10 protein-coding genes and 1 tRNA gene are annotated in these 14,048 nt (G+C 71.8%); 7 read left to right on the top strand and 4 right to left on the bottom strand.

The features are described 5' to 3' along the window. The first annotated feature begins 1 nt into the window (after position 1). The 3 genes from ACZ55U_RS19515 to purM all read left to right on the top strand — a co-directional run bounded on the left by ACZ55U_RS19515 (position 2) and on the right by purM (position 3,944). On the top strand, positions 2 to 847 hold the full coding sequence (locus ACZ55U_RS19515; RefSeq protein ID WP_465527376.1) for a diacylglycerol kinase family protein: 846 nt from the start codon (positions 2 to 4) through the stop codon (positions 845 to 847). A 349-nt stretch (positions 848 to 1,196) separates the two neighbouring features. Next, positions 1,197 to 2,780: an amidophosphoribosyltransferase gene (purF, locus tag ACZ55U_RS19510; protein WP_465527375.1), complete on the top strand. Its 1,584-nt coding sequence runs from the start codon at positions 1,197 to 1,199 to the stop codon at positions 2,778 to 2,780. 78 nt (positions 2,781 to 2,858) lie between these two features. Beyond that, positions 2,859 to 3,944 carry a phosphoribosylformylglycinamidine cyclo-ligase gene (gene purM / locus ACZ55U_RS19505; RefSeq protein WP_465527374.1) on the top strand — a complete coding sequence of 362 codons (1,086 nt, stop codon included), beginning with the start codon at positions 2,859 to 2,861 and terminating at the stop codon, positions 3,942 to 3,944. A gap of 185 nt (positions 3,945 to 4,129) precedes the next feature. On the opposite strand, the gene ACZ55U_RS19500 is transcribed toward purM, so the two are convergent. Both ACZ55U_RS19500 and ACZ55U_RS19495 read right to left on the bottom strand, forming a co-directional pair. Continuing rightward, entirely contained in the window at positions 4,130 to 4,387 is a 258-nt protein-coding gene (locus ACZ55U_RS19500; protein ID WP_465527373.1) for a DUF3073 domain-containing protein, read from the bottom strand. 384 nt (positions 4,388 to 4,771) lie between these two features. Further along, complete coding sequence (locus tag ACZ55U_RS19495) at positions 4,772 to 5,929, bottom strand: Glu/Leu/Phe/Val dehydrogenase dimerization domain-containing protein (protein WP_465527372.1); 1,158 nt, start codon at positions 5,927 to 5,929, stop codon at positions 4,772 to 4,774. 205 nt (positions 5,930 to 6,134) lie between these two features. On the opposite strand from ACZ55U_RS19495, the gene ACZ55U_RS19490 reads away from it, so the two are divergent. Both ACZ55U_RS19490 and bldC read left to right on the top strand, forming a co-directional pair. Further along, a complete protein-coding gene (locus ACZ55U_RS19490; RefSeq protein WP_465527371.1) occupies positions 6,135 to 7,046 on the top strand; it encodes a DUF8083 family protein in 912 nt (303 codons plus the stop codon). A 488-nt stretch (positions 7,047 to 7,534) separates the two neighbouring features. Continuing rightward, a complete protein-coding gene (gene bldC / locus ACZ55U_RS19485; protein ID WP_014137253.1) occupies positions 7,535 to 7,741 on the top strand; it encodes a developmental transcriptional regulator BldC in 207 nt (68 codons plus the stop codon). Positions 7,742 to 8,098: 357 nt separating this feature from the next. Here bldC and ACZ55U_RS19480 read toward each other — a convergent pair. Together ACZ55U_RS19480 and hrpA are read right to left on the bottom strand one after the other, a co-directional pair. Further along, a tRNA-Asp gene (locus ACZ55U_RS19480) sits at positions 8,099 to 8,172 on the bottom strand. Positions 8,173 to 8,327: 155 nt separating this feature from the next. Further along, positions 8,328 to 12,308 (bottom strand): ATP-dependent RNA helicase HrpA, encoded by a 3,981-nt coding sequence (hrpA, locus tag ACZ55U_RS19475; protein WP_465527370.1) that lies wholly within the window; start codon positions 12,306 to 12,308, stop codon positions 8,328 to 8,330. A gap of 234 nt (positions 12,309 to 12,542) precedes the next feature. On the opposite strand from hrpA, the gene ACZ55U_RS19470 reads away from it, so the two are divergent. Then, positions 12,543 to 13,061, top strand: a complete 519-nt coding sequence (locus ACZ55U_RS19470) for a SigE family RNA polymerase sigma factor (RefSeq protein WP_465527369.1) — start codon at positions 12,543 to 12,545, stop codon at positions 13,059 to 13,061. Next, entirely contained in the window at positions 13,058 to 14,002 is a 945-nt protein-coding gene (locus tag ACZ55U_RS19465) for a hypothetical protein (RefSeq protein WP_465527368.1), read from the top strand. Before ACZ55U_RS19470 ends, ACZ55U_RS19465 begins: the two co-directional genes overlap by 4 nt. The last annotated feature ends 46 nt before the right edge of the window (positions 14,003 to 14,048 follow it).

The following is a 14,048-nucleotide window of genomic DNA, read 5'->3' as shown; positions in this document are numbered from 1 at the left end:
CGTGTCGTCCCTGTCCACGCCTGCTACCGGCGGCCCGGAGCCGCTCCTGCTGCTCCTCGACCCGGTGGCCCGGCAGACCGACGGCGAGTCGGTGCGGATCGCGAAGGACGTGCTCTGCGGGGGCGCGGACGTCAAGGTGGTCTTTCCGGAGAGCCCTTCCGAGCTCGACCGGGTGCTTTCGCACCGGGGCCGGAGGCGACCGGTCGTGATCGGTTCCGATCTCGCGCTCCAGCGGGTGCTCCAGGCGCTGCATCGCCAGCGTGAGCTGGGCACCGAACCGGTGGGGATGGTTCCGGTCGGTCGCTCGCAGGAACTGCTGGCGGCCCGCGCGCTCGGCGTGCCGGAGGAACCGGTCCGGGCCGCGCGGGCGGTGCTGTCGGGCGCGCCGCGCCGGCTGGACCTGCTGGTCGACGACGGCGGCGGGGTGGCGCTGGGAGGGGTGCGGATCACCGGGGGGAGCACCCGTCGGCCGGTGGGCCGAGCGGGTGGCTGGCGTTCGCTATGGGCGAAACTGGCTGCGGCCGAGCAGGCGAACGCACTCACGTCGGACGGCTCCGACCACGGCTCCCGGGTGCGGGTCGAGGCCGACGGCCGGCTGCTCGCCGACGTCCACCGGCCGGTCCGGCTGGTCCAGGTCACGCTCCCGTCCGGCGCCTCGCACGGCTCGGGCGAGCTGGAGGTGGTGGTCGACGCCTCCGGAGCCAGGGTGCGGGCCCGGGCGGCGAGCGTCTCGGTGGTCGGCCGCGGCTTCGGCTACGAGGCCGACGGCCACCCCGTCGGCCCGGTCCGCGCCCGGACCTGGACGGTGCACCCGGCCGCCTGGGGACTGCTGCTGCCCGCGGCCTGAGGTCCGGGGCCCCACGGGCCGTCCGGGCGGCGTCGGTCGGCTGTGGCGGTCGGGCTGTGGCGGTCGGGCCGGAACCGGCGGGCGACGGCCGGGCGACGGGCGGCCGGCGGGCGGAAGAACCCCGGGTGAGCAGGCTCACGTTCCGCCCGGCCCGGGCGACCGCCGCCGTGCGCACCCGACTCCCCAACGGGCGCGAACCACAAGGCCAACCGCCACCCGCGGGAATCTCCCCCACCCGAAATCCCCGCCCCGTAAGGGGTTTTGTCTACGCGCGTTAACCCGCCGTCACCGGACGAAGCGGCAGTCCCGGGTTCCGGAAGCCCTGGTCAGCTGCCCTAGACTCGAAGGCGTGCCACGTGGTGACGGAAGACTCAACCACGATCTTCTTCCCGGCGAGAAAGGCCCCCAGGACGCTTGCGGCGTCTTCGGTGTCTGGGCTCCCGGCGAGGAGGTCGCCAAGCTCACGTTCTTCGGCCTTTACGCCCTGCAGCACCGCGGTCAGGAATCCGCGGGCATCGCAGTGAGCAACGGCTCCCAGATTCTCGTCTTCAAGGACATGGGACTCGTCTCCCAGGTCTTCGACGAGGCCTCGCTGGGGTCGTTGCACGGGCATATCGCCGTCGGACACGCCCGCTACTCGACCACCGGTTCCTCGGTCTGGGAGAACGCCCAGCCGACCTTCCGGGCGACCGTGCACGGTTCGCTGGCCCTCGGGCACAACGGAAACCTGGTGAACACCGCCGAACTGGCGGCCATGGTCGCCGAACTGCCCGGCGAGGAGCACGTCTCGCGCTCCGGGCGGACCGCCGCGACCAACGACACCGACCTGGTGACGGCCCTGCTGGCCGGCCACCCGGACCTCTCCATCGAGGAGACGGCCAAGGTCGTGCTGCCCGCGGTCAAGGGCGCCTTCTCGCTCGTCTTCATGGACGAGCACACCCTCTACGCCGCCCGCGACCCCCAGGGCATCCGCCCGCTGGTGCTCGGCCGGCTGGAGCGCGGCTGGGTGGTCGCCTCCGAGACGGCGGCGCTGGACATCTGCGGCGCCTCCTTCATCCGCGAGGTCGAGCCCGGCGAGCTCATCGCCATCGACGAGAACGGCATGCGCAGCTCCCGGTTCGCCGAGGCCAAGCCCAAGGGCTGCGTGTTCGAGTACGTCTACCTGGCCCGCCCCGACACCGCCATCGCCGGCCGCAACGTGCACCTCTCCCGCGTGGAGATGGGCCGCCGCCTGGCGAAGGAGGCCCCCGTCGAGGCCGACCTGGTGATAGCCACGCCCGAGTCCGGCACCCCCGCCGCGATCGGCTACGCCGAGGCCAGCGGCATCCCCTACGGCTCCGGCCTGGTGAAGAACGCCTACGTGGGCCGCACCTTCATCCAGCCCAGCCAGACGATCCGCCAGCTCGGCATCCGGCTCAAGCTCAACCCGCTGCGCGAGGTCATCGCCGGCAAGCGCCTGGTGGTCGTGGACGACTCGATCGTCCGCGGCAACACCCAGCGCGCGCTGGTGAAGATGCTGCGCGAGGCGGGCGCCGCCGAGGTCCACATCCGGATCTCCTCGCCGCCGGTGAAGTGGCCCTGCTTCTTCGGCATCGACTTCGCCACCCGCGCGGAGCTGATCGCCAACGGCATGACCATCGAGGAGATCGGCCGCACCCTCGGCGCCGACTCCCTCGCCTACATCTCGATCGACGGCATGATCGAGGCCACCAAGCAGCCCAAGGACAAGCTCTGCCGGGCCTGCTTCGACGGCGAGTACCCGATGGAGCTGCCGGACCCGGCGCTGCTCGGCAAGCTCCTGCTGGAGGCCGAGATCAAGGGCGGCCAGCAGCAGCCGGCCGTCCGCGGCAAGCCGACCAGCGGCAGCGACCTGGACGGCGTCCAGTCGCTGCTCGGCGGGGCGGGCGCGGCCGACGCGCTGCGCCGCCCGTAAGAACCCACGGTGGGGTCCCGCGAACCGGGACCCCACCGCTGTTCCAACCCCCCACCTGACCCGAAAGGGCCGCACGCAGTGACCTCCAACCAGAACGGCGCCACCTACGCCGCCGCCGGTGTCGACATCGAGGCGGGCGACCGCGCCGTCGAGCTCATGAAGCAGTGGGTGAAGAAGGCGAGCCGCCCCGAGGTGGTCGGCGGTCTCGGCGGCTTCGCCGGCCTCTTCGACGCGTCCGCCTTCAAGAACTACGAGCGGCCGCTGCTGGCCTCGGCCACCGATGGCGTGGGGACCAAGGTGGCCATCGCCGCCGCCATGGACAAGCACGACACCATCGGCCACGACCTGGTCGGCATGGTCGTCGACGACCTGGTGGTGTGCGGCGCCGAGCCGCTGTTCATGACCGACTACATCTGCGTCGGCAAGGTCGTCCCGGAGCGGGTCGCCTCGATCGTCAAGGGCATCGCCGAGGGCTGCGCCCTGGCCGGCTGCGCCCTGGTCGGCGGCGAGACCGCCGAGCACCCGGGCCTGCTGGGCCCGGACGAGTACGACGTCGCGGGCGCCGGCACCGGTGTGGTGGAGGCCGACGCGCTGCTCGGCGCGGAGCGCGTCCGGGCCGGCGACGTGGTGATCGCGATGGCCGCCTCCGGCCTGCACTCCAACGGCTACTCCCTGGTCCGCCACGTGCTGCTGAACGAGGCCGGCTGGAGCCTGGACCGCAAGGTCGAGGAGTTCGGCCGCACCCTCGGCGAGGAACTGCTGGAGCCGACCCGGATCTACTCGCTGGACTGCCTGGCGCTCACCCGCGCCACCGAGGTGCACGCCTTCTCGCACGTCACCGGCGGCGGCCTGGCGGCCAACCTGGCCCGGGTCATCCCGGACGGCCTGCACGCCCGCCTGGACCGCGGCACCTGGACCCCGCTGCCGGTCTTCCAGACCGTGGCCGAGGTCGGCAAGGTGGCCACCCTGGAGATCGAGAAGACGCTGAACATGGGCGTCGGCATGGTCGCGGTCGTCCCGCCGCACTCGGTGGACGTCGTGCTGTCGATCCTGGAGGACCGCGGCGTGGAGTCCTGGCTGCTCGGTGACATCGTCGAGCGCACCGACGAGCACGAGGGCGGCGCGGCCCTCTACAACGCCTACGAGGGCTTCCGGGCGAGCTGATCGGCCCGGGTACGACGAGAGGGCCCCTCCGGAGCACCGGAGGGGCCCTCTCGCGCCACCGCGGCGGCCGGTGGGGCCGCGTCAGGTGGCCGGGCGGCCCTGGACGGCCACGGACCGGGCCGAGGGAACGCCGAAGACCGGCCCGGCGCTCTGGGCGCCCGGACCGGTCCGGCGGGACTGCTCGGTTACGAGCGGCGGGAGGCCTGCGAGGACCCGGGGCCCGGCTCGTTGTCGTCCTCGTCATCGAGGCCGCCGTAGCGGGCTGCGTACTCCGCGTACGGGTCGTCGTCGTCCTCTTCCTCGATCGGCTCCGGCTCGATCGAGGCGGTGGACGGCGATACGCCCAGCTCGTTGGACAGACGGTTAGCGTCGAAGCCGCCGCTGTTGTACTTCAGCTGGCGGGCGACCTTCGTCTGCTTGGCCTTGGCCCGGCCGCGCCCCATGGGTCGACCCCCTCAACGGCGGGGCTCACGGCCCCGAGTCTGACACGTGTTCATGTTCGGGATCGGCCTGCCCGAAGTGGAGAAGCCGTCCCCTGGAGCATTAACGGTACCTGTTTCCGCCGCCGGACGGTACGTCGTCGGTGTGACGTGGCGCGCACCGACCGCGTCCGCGACCGGGTCTTCCCAGGTCAGCGGAGGTTTTGCGGCGGTTTGCGCGCTGTTCGGTGGTGGCTTGGCTCCGTCGTTCCGGGATCGATTATCCCCCCTAGGGGGTCCTCGGATCACCCGTTCGGGCGGAGAAGTGAGAATCCGGTTCCACATCGTGATGCGCGGGGGGCCTCGGTGGAGTCCCCCCGCGCACCACGGGTCCGTTCGCGGGCCGGATCAGGCGCGGCGGGCGGTGGGCAGCAGCACCGTGCGCAGGGCGCTGATCTCGCGCATGCGCTTCTCGGCCAGGCGGTCGGCGGCGACCGCCGGCGGGACGCCGTCGGCGGCGGCCCGGGTGAAGATCTCCAGGGTGGTGTCGAAGATCTTCGTCGCCTTGTTCTTGGCCCGCTCGAAGTTGAAGCCGTCGATCTCGTCGGCGACCTGGATGACGCCGCCGGAGTTCACCAGGTAGTCCGGCGCGTAGAGGATGCCGCGGTCGGCCAGGTCCTTCTCGACGCCCGGGTGGGCCAGCTGGTTGTTGGCCGCGCCGCAGACGATCGAGGTGCCGAACTCGCCCAGCGCGGCGACGACGGGGTCGGTCAGCGCGCCGCCGAGGGCGCACGGGGCGTAGACGTCCAGCTTGGCCTGGAGCAGGGCGGTGGTGTCGGCCACCACCTCCACCTCCGGGTGGGCCGCGCGCACCCGGTTGACGGCCGCCTCGAAGGGGTCGGTGACGACGACCGTGGCGCCGTCCGCGACCAGGTGGCCGACCAGGTAGTGGCCGACCTTGCCGACGCCCGCGACGCCGACCCGCTTGCCGCGCAGGGTCGGCTGGCCCCAGCGGGCCTGGGCGGTGGCGCGCATGCCCTGGAAGACGCCGAAGGCGGTCAGGATGGAGGAGTCGCCGGCGCCGCCGTGCTCGGGCGAGCGGCCGGTGACGAACTCGGTCTCCCGGGCGATGACGTCCATGTCCTGGACGTAGGTGCCCACGTCGCAGGCGGTGATGTAGCGGCCGCGCAGGGACTCGACGAAGCGGCCGTAGGCCCGGAGCATCGCCTCGTTCTTGTCCTTGTTCGGGTCGCCGATGATGACGGCCTTGCCGCCGCCGAGGTCCAGCCCGGCCAGCGCGTTCTTGTAGGACATCCCGCGGGACAGGTTCAGCGCGTCCTCCAGGGCCGCCTCCTCGGAGGCGTACGGGAAGAAGCGGGTGCCGCCGAGGGCCGGGCCCAGCGCGGTCGAGTGGATGGCGATGATCGCCTTGAGGCCCGAGCCGCGGTCGTGGCAGAGGACGACCTGCTCGTGGCCGTCGCCGGGGGCGCCGTCCTGTTCGGTACGGAAGATCCTGCTGAGCACGCCGGATGCGGGGTGCGTGGCGGAGGACTGTACGTCGGTCACTGTGGTGACTCCAGTATCGAAGGCCCGCTGCTGTGGTGCGGGCGCCTAGGGCGAAGACTAGTCGCGCGCGGGCCGCCGGTCGGCGGCCTTGCCCCAGCCGGGCCCGGACGTCCGAGGAGTGAGACGGGGAGCGGCGCGGCCGCGGTCGCGAACGGTTCGGAGCGCGCCCTCCCGGCACCGGGCGGCGCGTGCGACCATGCAGGACGTGACCGTCGTACGCACTTCCGTACAACCGCCCTACGCCGCCCACCTGCGGGTCTACGAGCCGCTGTCCGCCTATCCGGAGCCCGAGCGGTCGCGCTGGCAGGCCTGGGCGGCGGAGCACGGGCCGGACGCCGCGGAGCCGGCCCAGCCGGTGGCGGCGGCGCTCGCCGAGCAGCGCGAGGCGCTCGCCGAACTGGCCGCCCGCACGCCCAGGCCGCTGCCCGAGAAGGAGAGCGGCCGGGCGTACCTGCGGGTGGTGGACGGCGTACTGTACGTCTGCCCGTGGGCGACCAGGCTGCGCAGTTGGCAGGCCCTGGAGGAGCTGCGGGCCGGGGCGCCGGTGGCGCTGCTGGACACCGCGCTGCCGCCGGTGGCCCGGGCGGCCGCCGAGGCGGACCGGGAGCGCTGGCGGGCCGACCACCCGGACGCCCGGCCGTGGATCCTGACCAGCCGGTGGGAGGTGCCGGTGCGCTGGTTCCTGCCGTTCGGGGACGAGGACCGCTGCTTCGTGCCGGAGGGCGCGGAGGCGGCGGACGGCGCGGAAGGGGTGGCGGGGGAGCGGGGCCGGCCGGCGGCGCTGTTCTACCTGGTGCCGATGGCGCAGGCCCGCCGACGGGTGGCGCGGGCCCTGCGGGCGCTCCGCGAGGCGGTGCCGGAGGGGGAGTTGGTGCGGGGGGCGGAGCGGATCGGGCGCTGGCTGGAGGAGTTCCACCCGCGCTCGCTGGTGGAACTGGACTACGGGGGGCTGGTGCATCTGCTGGGTCCCGAACGGCTGTTGGCGGACCGTTCGGCGGGGGAGCTGGAGGAGGGGCTGCGCGCCCTGCGGGCGGGGGACACCGCCGGGGCGCTGCGCGCGTACGGGGAACTGACGGTGCGGTGGAACCGGGTGCTGGCCCTGCGGCACGCGAACTGACGTCCGACCGCGCGTGTATGACTGTCAGAGGACTTAGGGACCGGAGCCCTGATGACCAAGGTCCTGGTTCGGGTCAATACCTGTCGAACGTGACACTACTCACCGTTGACGCGAACTTACCCCTATGTGCAAAAATGGGACAACCGGCCCAACTTCGCGTGCGGGTGCCCACTTTTGGGTGGTTCTGGAGTCGATGCGTGCTTTGGGGGGAAACGGAGGGTCTGATCCCTTCGTAACCGGATGTCACCCTTGCGTGACTGTCCGTTATGGGGTGGTCCATCGCCATCCGTCGGCCTTGAACCCGTGAGGGGTCAATTTTGGCGGTTTGGTCGATAGGGCTGGACGGATGGTGTAGTTGTAGACACCAGGACAAGCCGTTCGTCCTATAACCGACTCGGCCCGTCTATGCCATTTCGGGCATCGCGGGCCAAGGTGCAGAATTTGAAGGATAGAACCGCCCTGGTTCGGTTCTCCCGAGGAGGCCGCTCATGACCGCTCGTACCCCTGACGCCGAGCCGCTGCTGACGCCGGCAGAGGTTGCCACCATGTTCCGCGTTGACCCGAAGACGGTCACCCGCTGGGCCAAGGCGGGCAAGCTGACGTCGATCCGCACGCTCGGCGGTCACCGCCGTTACCGTGAGGCGGAGGTGCGCGCTCTGCTGGCCGGGATTCCCGCTCAGCGCACTGAGGCCTGATAGGCCAAAGGCTCTTTAAAGGGGCCGCTTACCGGACTCCGCCGGGTCCGGTAAGCGGCCCCTTTGTCGTGTCCGCGCGAAGGTGTTCGATGGCGGCCAACGAGTCGGAATGTTGAACTCCGGATAACGATTTGATGCGCGTGAGGTGGGGGGGATTTACAGTGAATACTGTACAATTTTACATATTAAATTAACGAGGTTCCGGCGGGGGTTCCGAAGGGCCCTGTTCGAGGAGTGATGCGTGACGACTGTCACGCTCTCCGTCACTTGTGGTCTAGACCTAGTCGGAGTAAAAGCGCCTGGCGGTCAAAAGCGAGAGGCCCGGAACCTGACGGTTCCGGGCCTCTCGCACTGCGGCGATCCCGACGGGACTTGAACCCGCGACCTCCACCTTGACAGGGTGGCGAGCTAACCAACTGCTCCACGGGACCAGGTTTTCCTGATCTCGTTCACTCGCTTGCCGCGCTGCGAACAAGACAGATCGTAGCCCATGGTGGGCCCCCAGGTCGAACTGGCTCCTGAAGGCCCACCGCAGCTCACGGCCCCGCCCGGCGCCCGCCCGGGCCGGGCGGGCCGCCCGCGCCGGTCACAGGGTCGCCCGCGCCGCCTCCATCGCCTTCATGATCCGCTTCTCCGAGACCGGGCTCGGCGTGCCCAGCGACTGGGCGAAGAAGCTGACCCGCAGCTCCTCGATCATCCAGCGGATCGCCCGCACCTCGGCGGACGGCTGGTGCCCGGCCGGCACCGCCGCCAGCAGCTCCCCGTACGCCTGCTGCACCTGCTGCACCTTCAGCAGCTGCTGGGCGTCCCGCTGGGGGTGGTTGGGCAGCGCCTCCAGCCGGCGGTCCACCGCCAGCAGGTAGCGCTTGAGGTCCGGCAGCCGCTGCCAGCCGGTGGCCGTCACGAAGCCCGGGTGCACCAGCGAGGCCAGGTGCAGCCGGACGTCGTTCACCGCGTTCAGCAGCACCGGGCTGCTCACCGTCTTCAGCCGGGTCGAGGCCTTGTGGAAGGCGATCAGCGCGGTGGCCGTCTTCAACGTGGTGTCCGCGGACAGGTCGTACAGGTCCGCGCGGACCTTGTCGTGCAGCTTGCCGAAGGCCGCCTCGTCCCAGGCCGGGCCGCCGGCCAGGGTCATCAGCCGGTCCGTCGCGGCGGCCACGACGTCCTCGAACAGGGCGCCGATCGAGCCGTGCGGGCTGTGCGAGAGCGCCAGCTTCGCCTGGTTGCCCAGCCGGCCCTGGATCGACTTGGCCGGGGAGTTGGTGGTCAGCATCAGCAGCCGCCTGGTCCCCTCCCACATCGACTGCGCCTGGGCCTCCGGGGTGTCGAAGAGCTTCACGCCGACCGACTGGCCCTCGTCCACCAGCGCCGGGTAGGCCCGCATCGAGTGGCCGCGCGAGCGCTGCTCGAAGGTGCGCTGGAGCACCGGCAGCGAGGCCGGCCAGGCGGTCAGCCCGCTCTGCTCGATGCCGCGGCCGGAGGCGGCCGAGGAGAGCGTCTCCTTGAGCTTGGGCTTGAGCTTCAGCCGCAGCTCCTCCAGGTCCTTGGACTCGGCGAGCTTGCGGCGTCCGTCCACCACCCGGAAGGTCACCTTGAGGTGCTCCGGGATCCGCTCGTCGTCCCAGGCCTCCGGCGGCACGGTGACGGCCGTCAGGCGCTTCAGGGCGTGCTCCAGGGCCGGGAGCAGCGGCTCCTGGCGGTCCTTCACCGCGCGCAGCGCCGCCCTGGCGAAGTCCGGCGCCGGGACGAAGTTGCGCCGGATCGCCTTCGGCAGCGACTTGATGTACGCGGTGACCAGCTCCTCCCGCAGACCGGGGATCTGCCAGTCGAAGCCCTCCGAGGTGACCTGGTTGAGCACCGGCAGCGGGATGTGCACGGTCACGCCGTCCGCGTCGCTGCCCGGCTCGAACTGGTACGTCAGCTTGAAGCGGAGCTTGCCCTGCTGCCAGTGGTCCGGGTAGTCGGCCTCGGTGACGCCGTCCGCGGCGTCGTTGATCAGCATCGACTTCTCGAAGTTCAGCAGGTCCGGCTGCTCGTGCCGGGCCTTCTTCCACCAGGAGTCGAAGTGCCGGGTGGAGACCACGTCCTCCGGCAGCCGGGCGTCGTAGAAGTCGAACAGGGTCTGGTCGTCCACCAGGATGTCCCGGCGGCGGGCCCGGTTCTCCAGCTCCTCGACCTCGCCGAGCAGCTTGCGGTTCTCGGCGAAGAACCGGTGGTGGGTCTCCCAGTCGCCCTCGACCAGCGCGTTGCGGATGAACAGCTCGCGGCAGAGCTCCGGGTCGATCTTCCCGTAGTTGATCTTCCGCTGGGCGACGATCGGCATCCCGTAGAGGGTCACCTTCTCGTAGGCCAGCACCGCGCCGGCCTTCTTCTCCCAGTGCGGCTCGCTGTAGCTGCGCTTGATCAGGTGGCCGGCCAGCGGCTCGACCCACTCGGGCTCGATCTTCGCGTTGATCCGGGCCCACAGCCGGGAGGTCTCCACCAGCTCGGCCGACATCACCCAGCGCGGCGGCTTCTTGAACAGGCCGGAGCCCGGGAAGACCGCGAAGCGGGCACCGCGCGCGCCGCCGTACTCGCGCTTCTCCACGTCGTACAGGCCGATGTGGGAGAGCAGGCCGGACAGCAGCGACTGGTGGATCCGGTCGGCGTCCGGCTCGGCGTCCGGGTGCGGCTCCTCGATCGTGACGCCGAGCTGCTTGGCGACGGTGCGCAGCTGGACGTAGATGTCCTGCCACTCCCGTATCCGCAGGTAGTTGAGGAACTCGGCCTTGCACATCCGGCGGAAGGCCGAGGAGGAGAGCTCCCGCTGCTGCTCCCGGACGTAGCGCCACATGGCCAGGTAGGAGAGGAAGTCGGAGGTCTCCGAGTTGAACCGCTTGTGCCGCTCGTCGGCGGCCTGGCGCTTCTCGGCCGGGCGCTCGCGCGGGTCCTGGATGGAGAGCGCGGCGGCGATCACCATGACGTCGCGGACGCAGCCGTTGCGGTCCGCCTCCAGCACCATGCGGGCCATCCGCGGGTCCACCGGCAGCTGGGCGAGCTTGCGGCCGAGCGGGGTGAGGCGCTTGCGCGGGTCCTTCTCGTCCGGGTCGAGCGCGCCCAGCTCGTGCAGCAGGTGGATGCCGTCCTTGATGTTGCGCGAGTCCGGCGGGTCCAGGAACGGGAAGGCGGCGATGTCGCCGAGGCCGGCCGCGGTCATCTGGAGGATCACCGAGGCCAGGTTGGTGCGCAGGATCTCGGCGTCGGTGAACTCGGGGCGGGAGAGGAAGTCCTCCTCCGAGTAGAGCCGGATGCAGATGCCGTCCGAGGTGCGGCCGCAGCGGCCCTTGCGCTGGTTGGCGCTGGCCTGGCTGATCGCCTCGATCGGCAGCCGCTGCACCTTGGTGCGGTGGCTGTAGCGGGAGATCCGGGCGGTGCCCGGGTCGATCACGTACTTGATGCCGGGGACGGTCAGCGAGGTCTCGGCCACGTTGGTGGCCAGCACGATCCGGCGGCTGCGCGAGCGCTGGAAGACCTTGTGCTGCTCGGCCGAGCTGAGCCGGGCGTACAGCGGCAGGATCTCGGTGTTCTTCAGCTTCAGCCGGCCGAGGGCGTCGGCGGTGTCGCGGATCTCGCGCTCGCCGGAGAGGAAGACCAGGATGTCGCCCGGGCCCTCGGCCTGGAGCTCCTCGGCGGCGTCGCAGATCGCCTGGATCTGATCCCGGTCGCGGTCGGCCTCGTCCTGTTCGTCGTCGGCCTCGTCGACGATCGGGCGGTAGCGGACCTCGACCGGGTAGGTGCGGCCGGACACCTCGATGATCGGGGCGTCGCCGAAGTGCCGGGCGAAGCGCTCCGGGTCGATGGTCGCGGAGGTGATCACGACCTTGAGGTCCGGGCGGCGGGGGAGCAGCTGCTTGACGTAGCCGAGGATGAAGTCGATGTTGAGGCTGCGCTCGTGCGCCTCGTCGATGATCAGGGTGTCGTACTGGTGCAGGTCGCGGTCGGTCTGGATCTCGGCCAGCAGGATGCCGTCCGTCATCAGCTTGACCAGGGTGTCCTGGCCGACCTGGTCGGTGAACCGGACCTTCCAGCCGACCGCCTCGCCCAGCGGGCTGTCCAGCTCCTCCGCGACCCGCTCGGCCACCGTCCGGGCGGCGATCCGGCGCGGCTGGGTGTGGCCGACCAGGCCGCGCACGCCGCGGCCCAGCTCCAGGCAGATCTTCGGGATCTGGGTCGTCTTGCCGGAGCCGGTCTCACCCGCGACGATCACCACCTGGTGGTCCCGGATCGCGGCCAGGATCTCGTCCTTCTTCTGGCTGACCGGGAGCTCGGCGGGATAGCCGATCCTCGGGACGGCCTGCCGGCGCCGCTCGACCACCAGCTCGGCGCGGTCGATGTCGGCGGCGATCTCGGCCGCGATCTTCTGCCGCGCCTCGGCCTTGCGGACCCGGCGGGCCCCCTCCAGCCGGCGCCCGATCCGCACCTGGTCGCGCAGGGTCAGTTCGGGCAGGCGGGCGGCCAGCTCACCGATTCCGGGGCCCTCGGCGGGTGCGGCGGCGGACTGGACTGCGGGAGAACTCACTGCGGGCATCCCTCTAGGTTCGCAAGGAGGCACGGCGGAGCGCACCTCGGTTTTCGAGCCCCTCCAGTGTCACAGCCGTCGGCGGCCGATCGCGAATGCCCGCTCGCGAGTGCCGGCCGGGAGTGCTCGGTCGGGAGTGCCCGCCCGAGAGCGCCGGTCGGGGTGCCGGTCGCGGACGGCGGTCGCGGACGGCGGGCAACGGTCGGCCGGGGCTGCGGGCTCTGGAGGTGCGAGGAGGTGCTCATGGGAGCCCACAAGACCGTTCGGGACGAGGAGTTCCGGACGTTCACCGGCAGCGCGTGGTCACGGCTGCTGCGGACGGCGTACCTGCTGGCGGGGGACCGCCACGGCGCCGAGGACCTGGTCCAGCAGGCGCTGGAGCGGGCCTACGTCCACTGGAACAAGGTCCGCGCCGCGGACGACCCGAACGCCTACGTGCGCCGGATACTCATCAACGAGCACGCCCGGCGGTTCCGGCGCAGATTGACCGAGCACCTGGTCGACGCCCTCCCCGACCGGCCCGCGCCCGGCGGACCCGACCCGGACGACCGGGCCGTGCTGCTCGCCGCGCTCGCCGCCCTGCCGCCGCGCCAGCGCGAGGCCGTGGTGCTGCGGTACTGGGAGGACCTCAGCGAGTCCCAGACGGCGGCAGCCATGGGCTGCTCGGTCGGCACGGTGAAGAGCCAGGCGGCCAAGGGCCTGGCCAAGCTGCGGGCGGCCTCCTCACTCAACGAACTGGCCAGCATCGGAGGTAGCAGATGAGCACGGAGTCCATGCCCGGGAACGAGCGCGGGAGCGGGAGCGGGGCGCGGGCGGAGGCCGCGGCCTCGTGGGGGCTGAGCGACCTGGCCGACAGCGTCGAGGCCGGGGAGGTGCCGTACGAGCGGCTGGTGGCCGGGGGGCGGCGCCGGCTGCGGCGCCGGCGGCTGCTGACCGGCGGGGTGGCGGCGGCGCTGGTCGTCGGAGTCGCCGGCGGCACGGCGGCGCTCGGCGGGGGCGGTCGGCGGACCGTCCCGACCGTGGCCGTGGCGGCGCCTTCGACTCCGGCGCCCTCGGCCGCCGCCACCGCCGGGCCGGCCTCGCCCGCGCAGCCCGCCCCGGGCACCGTGCCCGGGGCCGCGCGGGACCCGTTCACCCCGATCCGCGCCAAGATCGGCGAGGGCAGCCTGAACGGCCGCACCTGGCAGGCCTGGGTCGCCGAATGGCCGTCCCCGGCCACCGAGCAGGACGCCCTCAAGCAGGACCAGCTGATGCGCGCGGAGCGGCTCCCCGCCAACCCGAACCCGGGATCGCTGATCCCACGGGACGGCGACGGCAACTGGGTCGGGCACTACGACCTCGCGAACGTCTACTACACCGTGGACGGCGAGCGGCAGGCGGACGACGCCCTGTACGTGGTCAACGAGCCGGGCGGGCCGTACGGCGGCGTCGGCGGCGTGGCCGCGGCACTGGGCCTCAAGCACGGCGCGAAGTCCGGCCTCCCGCCCGTGGTGATCGGAGCGGTCAGGCCCGAGGTGGCGAAGATCGGGATCACCTGGGAGACCGGCGGCTCCACCGAGGCGGTGCCGATCGCGGTCGGGGACTCCACACTCCACTGGTACGGCGTCCTGGCGAAGCCGGGCTCCGCGGTCAGGAGCTACACCACCTACGCGGCGGACGGTTCGGTCCAGCGCACCACCGACCAATGGATCCGCACCAACTGACCCGCCGCCACGTGCCGTTGCCGCGCGGCGCGGCAGCTCCAGGTCT

Source organism: Kitasatospora sp. NPDC034533 (genome assembly GCF_055575155.1).
The sequence above is the reverse complement of the archived record's forward strand: the minus strand, read 5'-3'. Positions and strand labels throughout refer to the sequence as shown.